Below are 5,483 nucleotides of genomic sequence, written 5' to 3'. Positions count from 1 at the left end.
GCGAACGACGCGGGCTGGACGACGTCGACGCGCTCCAGCGTCGGAGCACCCTCCACGCCCCGCAGGACGTCGATCAGGTTCCAGTCCGTGAACTCCCCCAGCGCGGCGGCACACTCGGCGATCCGCTCCGCGAACACCGGCGACTCGCCCAGGAGTTGAGCACCCATGCCCACCCACTGGGAACCCTGACCGGGGAAGACGAAGACCGTGCGGCCGCCGACGTCGGCGACCCCGCGGGCGACGACGCCCGAGGGCCCGTCGGCGGCGACGGCGCGCAGCGCCTCCAGCGGGTCGGTGCCGGCGGGCGGCACGATCACGGCACGGTGCTCGAAGAGGGCGCGGGAGGTGGCGAGGGACAGACCGATGTCGATCGGACGGGCCGCCGGGACGGCGGTCACGAGGTGGGTGAGGAGGCGGTCGGCCTGCTCGCGCAGCGCGGCGGCGCCACGGGCGGACAGGACCCACGGGACGACGCCGGCGGCGACGGGCACGGGCGCCGCGGCGGGCTGCTCGTCGTCGTCGGCGGGGGCGTCGGTCTCCTGCTCCAGGATGACGTGGGCGTTGGTGCCGCTGATGCCGAACGAGGACACGGCGGCCCGGCGTGGACGGCCGGTCTCCGGCCAGTCGGTGTTCTCGCCGAGCAGCCGCACGGTGCCCGGGCTCCAGTCGACGTGGCGGGAGGGCTCGTCGGCGTGCAGGGTCTGCGGCATCACACCGTGGCGCAGCGCCATGACCATCTTGATGATGCTCGCGACACCGGCGGCGGACTGGGTGTGCCCGATGTTCGACTTCACCGAGCCGAGGAGCAGCGCGTCCTCGGCCGTACGGGTGCGGCCGTAGGTGGCGAACAGGGCCTGCGCCTCGATGGGGTCGCCCAGCGGGGTGCCGGTGCCGTGGGCTTCCAGCAGGTCGATCTCGCCGGGGGCGACCCGGGCGTTGGCGAGGGCCTGGCGGATGACGCGCTGCTGGGAGGGGCCGTTGGGGGCGCTGAGGCCGTTGGAGGCGCCGTCCTGGTTGATGGCGGAGCCGCGGACGACGGCGAGCACCGGGTGGCCGTTGCGGCGGGCGTCGGAGAGCCGCTCGACGAGGACGATGCCGACGCCCTCGGCGAGGGTCATGCCGTCGGCGCCGTCGGAGAACGCCTTGCAGCGGCCGTCCTGGGCGAGGGCCCGCTGACGGCTGAACGCCACGAACGCGTTGGGGGTGGTCATGACCGTGGCGCCGCCCGCGACCGCGAGGGTGCTCTCGCCGTTGCGCAGCGACTGGCAGGCCAGGTGCAGCGCGACGAGCGAGGACGAGCACGCGGTGTCGACGGTGACCGCCGGGCCTTCGAGGCCGAAGACGTAGGCGAGGCGGCCGGAGAGCACGCTGGGGCTCGTGCCGGTGACCAGGTGGCCCTCGGCGCCGTCGCCGGCGCCCATTCCGTACTCCTGGTAGCTGGAGCCGATGAAGGTGCCCGTCAGGCTGCCGCGGAGGGTGGCGGGGGTGAGTCCGGCGCGCTCGAAGGCCTCCCAGGTGGTCTCCAGGAGGAGCCGTTGCTGCGGGTCCATGACGAGCGCCTCGCGGGGCGAGATGCCGAAGAACATGGGGTCGAACTCGTCGGCCTCGTGCAGGAAGCCGCCCTGGGTGGAGTAGGTGGTGCCGGGGTGGTCGGGGTCGGGGTCGTAGAGCCCGGCGGTGTTCCAGCCGCGGTTGACCGGGAAGTCGGTGATCGCGTCGGTGCCGGAGAGCACCAGGTCCCACAGCTGCTCCGGGGAGCTGACGCCGCCCGGGTAGCGGCAGCTCATGCCGATGATGGCGATGGGCTCGTCGTCGGCGCCGCCGGTGGCGACAGGGCCCGCGACCTCCAGCACGGAGCCGGCGATCTCGGCCCGCAGGTACTGGGCCAGCTCCAGCGGGGTCGGGTAGTCGAACACCATGGTGCTCGGCAGGCTGAGGCCGGTGGCGGCGCCGAGGTGCTTGCGCAGTTCGACGGCGGTCAGCGAGTCGAAGCCGATGTCGCGGAAGGCACGGCTCTCCGGCACGGCGTCGGCGGCGGCGTGACCCAGCACGGTCGCGGCCTCGGTGCGCACCAGCTCGGTGAGCAGGCGCAGTTGCTCCGGCTCGGGCAGCGAGCGGACCCGCTGGACGGTCTCGGACACCTCGCCGCCGTCGGCGGGGGTGTTCTCGGCGGCCAGGGCGCGGACCTCGGGCAGGTCGCCGATGAGGGCGCTGGGCCGGGCGGAGGTGAACAGCGGGGCGTAGCGGGTCCAGTCGACGTCCGCGACGGCGACGGCGACGTCCTGACGGACGACGGCGCGGCGCAGCTCGGTGAGGGCGGGCGCGGGGTCGAGCAGGCGCAGGCCCTGGCGGCGCAGGGTGCCGGAGACGGCGTCGTTGGCGGCCATGCCGGTGCCGCCCCAGGGACCCCAGGCGATGGAGGTCGCGGCGAGGCCGCGGGCGCGGCGGGCCAGGGCGAGGGCGTCGAGGTAGGCGTTGGCGGCGCCGTACGCGCTCTGGTCGCCGCTTCCCCAGACACCGGCGATGGAGCCGAACAGGATGAAGAAGTCCAGTTCGCGGTCGCCGAGGAGGTCGTCGAGGTGGGCGGCGCCCGCCAGCTTCGCGGCGGTGAGGCCGGCGAACTCGGCGGGCGTCAGTGCGTCCAGCGGGCCGTATTGGCCGACGCCCGCGGTGTGGACGACACCGGTGAGCGGCTGGTCGGCGGGCAGGCCGTCGAGGACGGCGGCGAGGGCGTCGCGGTCGGCGACGTCGCAGGCCACGATGGAGACGCTCGCGCCCAGGTCGGTCAGTTCGGCGCGGAGTTCGGCGGCGCCGGGGGCGTCGGGGCCGCGGCGGCTGGTGAGGACGAGGTGGTCCGCGCCGGAGCGGGCCAGCCAGCGGGCGGTCTCGGCGCCGAGGCCGCCGGTGCCGCCGGTGATCAGGACGCTTCCGGAGGCGGTGAACCGGTCGGCGGACGGCAGCTCGTCGACGGTGTGGCGGACCAGGCGGCGGCCGTGCACGCCGGTGGCGCGCAGGGCGACCTGGTCCTCGCCGTCGGGGGCGTCCTTGACCGCGAGGACTTCGGCGAGGCGCTGTCCGGCGCGGCGGTCGAAGTCGGCCGGGAGGTCGACGAGGCCGCCCCACAGGCGGGGGTGCTCCAGGGCGACACCGCGGCCCATGCCCCAGGCGGTGGCCTGGGCGGGGCGGGTGACCGGGTCGGCGGGGCCGGTGGAGACGGCGCCGCGGGTGGCGGTCCACAGCCGGCCCCGGGCGCCGGTGTCGGCGAGGGCCTGGACGAGGGCGATGGTCAGGGCGAGGCCCTGGGTGAAGCCGGCGGGGCCGCCGGTGGGGCGCTCGTCGAGCGGCAGCACGGACAGCACGTGGACGGTGGTGTCGACGTCCTCGGTGCCGGCGAGGCGGGCGCCGAGGACGGCCCGGTCGGCGCAGTCGGCGTCCAGGACGAGACGGCGGACCCGGGCGCCGTGCGTGCCGAGCGCCTCGGCGAGGCCGTCAAGGAGCTCGGTCTCGTCGTCGGCGGTGGCGTCGGAGGCGACGAGTAGCCAGGTGCCGTCGAGGACGGGCGCGGCGGGCTTGCGCAGCCGGGTCCACTCGACGCGGTAGCGCAGCGTGTCGAGGAGCGCCTTCTCCTGGTTGCCGCGGCGCCAGGAGCTGAGCGCGGGCAGCAGGGAGTCGAGCGGAGTGAGGCTGTCCTCGTCGAGGCCGAGGACGGCGGCGAGTTCGGCTGCGTCGCCGCGCTCGACAGCGGCCCACAGCTTCTGGTCGGCCGGGTCGCCGGCCGAGGAGGGCGCGGCGGAGGGCAGCTGCGGCCAGTAGTGGGCGTGCTGGAAGGCGTAGGTCGGCAGGTCGACTCGACGGGCGCCGGTGCCGGCGAGGTACGCGGTCCAGTCGAGGTCGACGCCGTGGATCTGGAGGCGGGCCGCGGCGGTGGCGGCGGCGGTCTCCTCGGGGCGGCCGGCGCGCAGCAGCGGGACGAGCACCGTGTTGTGATCGTGGCGATCGTGGCGATCGTGGCGATCGTGGCGATCGTCGCGGCCGTCGCCGAGGGTGTCCTCGGCCATGGCGGTCAGCAGTCCGTCGGGGCCGAGTTCGAGGAAGAGGGTGGCACCGGCGTCGCGCAGGGTGCGGACGCAGTCGGCGAACCGGACGGCGTCACGGACGTGACGCACCCAGTAGTCGGCGGTGCGCACCTCGGCGTCGTCGGCCCTGCGGCCCGTCAGGTCGGAGACCAACGGGATGCGGGGGGCGGCGTAGGACAGCGTCTCGGCGACCGTGCGGAACGCGTCGAGCATGGCGTCCATGTGCGGCGAGTGGAAGGCATGGCTCACCCGCAGACGCTTGGTGCGGCGCCCGCGGCCGGAGAACTCGGCGGCCAGCTCCACGGCGGCGTCCTCGTCGCCGGAGACGACGACGGAGGTGGGGCCGTTGACAGCGGCGACGGACAGGCGCTCGCCGAGCAGCGGGGCGACCTCGTCCTCGGTGGCCTGGACCGCGATCATGGCGCCGCCGGACGGCAGCGCCTCCATGAGGGTGGCGCGGGCGGCGACCAGACGGGCGGCGTCCTGAAGGGTGAACACCCCGGCGACGTGCGCGGCGGCGATCTCACCGATGGAGTGACCGGTGACGAAGTCGGCGCGGACGCCCCAGCTCTCGACGAGGCGGTAGAGGGCGACCTCGACGGCGAACAGCGCGGGCTGGGTGAAGCCGGTGCGGTCGAGCAGGGCGGCCTCGTCGGTGCCCTCGGCGGCGAACACGACCTCGCGCAGCGGCCGGTCGAGCAGCGGGTCGAGGGCGGCGCACACCTCGTCGAACGCGGCGGCGAACCGGGGCTGGGTCTCGTACAGTTCGCGGCCCATGGCGGCACGCTGGCTGCCCTGGCCGGAGAACATGACGGCGGTCCGGGCGCGTCCCGCGGCCTCGCCCTCGACGACGGCGGGGTCGGGGCGGCCGGCGGCGAGGGCGCTGAGGGAGGCGAGCAGTCCGTCGCGGTCCCGCGCGATCACCGCGGCGCGGCGCTCGAAGCGGGAGCGGGTGGCGGCCAGGGAGTGGCCGAGGTCGGCGAGGGACGGCTCGGGGTGGTTCTGAAGGTGGGTGAGCAGGCGGGCGGCCTGGGCGCGCAGGGCGTCGCGGGTGCGGCCGGACAGCAGCAGCGGGACGGCTCCGGCGGTGCGCTCGGGGGCGTCCCGGGCGGACGCGGGGAGGGCGGGCGCCTGTTCGAGAACGGTGTGGACGTTGGTGCCGCTGATGCCGAAGGACGAGACGGCGGCACGGCGCGGGCGGCCGGTCTCGGGCCACGCGGTCTGCTCGGTGAGCAGTTCGACCGCGCCCTCGGTCCAGTCGACGTGCGAGGACGGCGCGTCCACGTGCAGGGTGCGCGGGAGCACACCGTGGCGCATCGCCATGACCATCTTGATGACACCGGCGACACCGGCCGCCGCCTGCGTGTGACCGATGTTGGACTTCACCGAACCCAGCAGCAGCGGCTG

At 75.4% G+C, this 5,483-nt stretch carries 1 protein-coding gene; it reads right to left on the bottom strand.

From position 1 onward, the window contains the following. Positions 1-5,483 (bottom strand): SDR family NAD(P)-dependent oxidoreductase (locus tag ACWEK3_RS41945; RefSeq protein ID WP_453252217.1); only part of this gene is annotated, 5,483 nt, incomplete at both ends.

The sequence above is a fragment of the Streptomyces sp. NPDC004721 genome (genome assembly GCF_053601495.1).
Note: the sequence above shows the minus strand (reverse complement) of the source record. Positions and strands in the feature narration are given on the sequence as shown.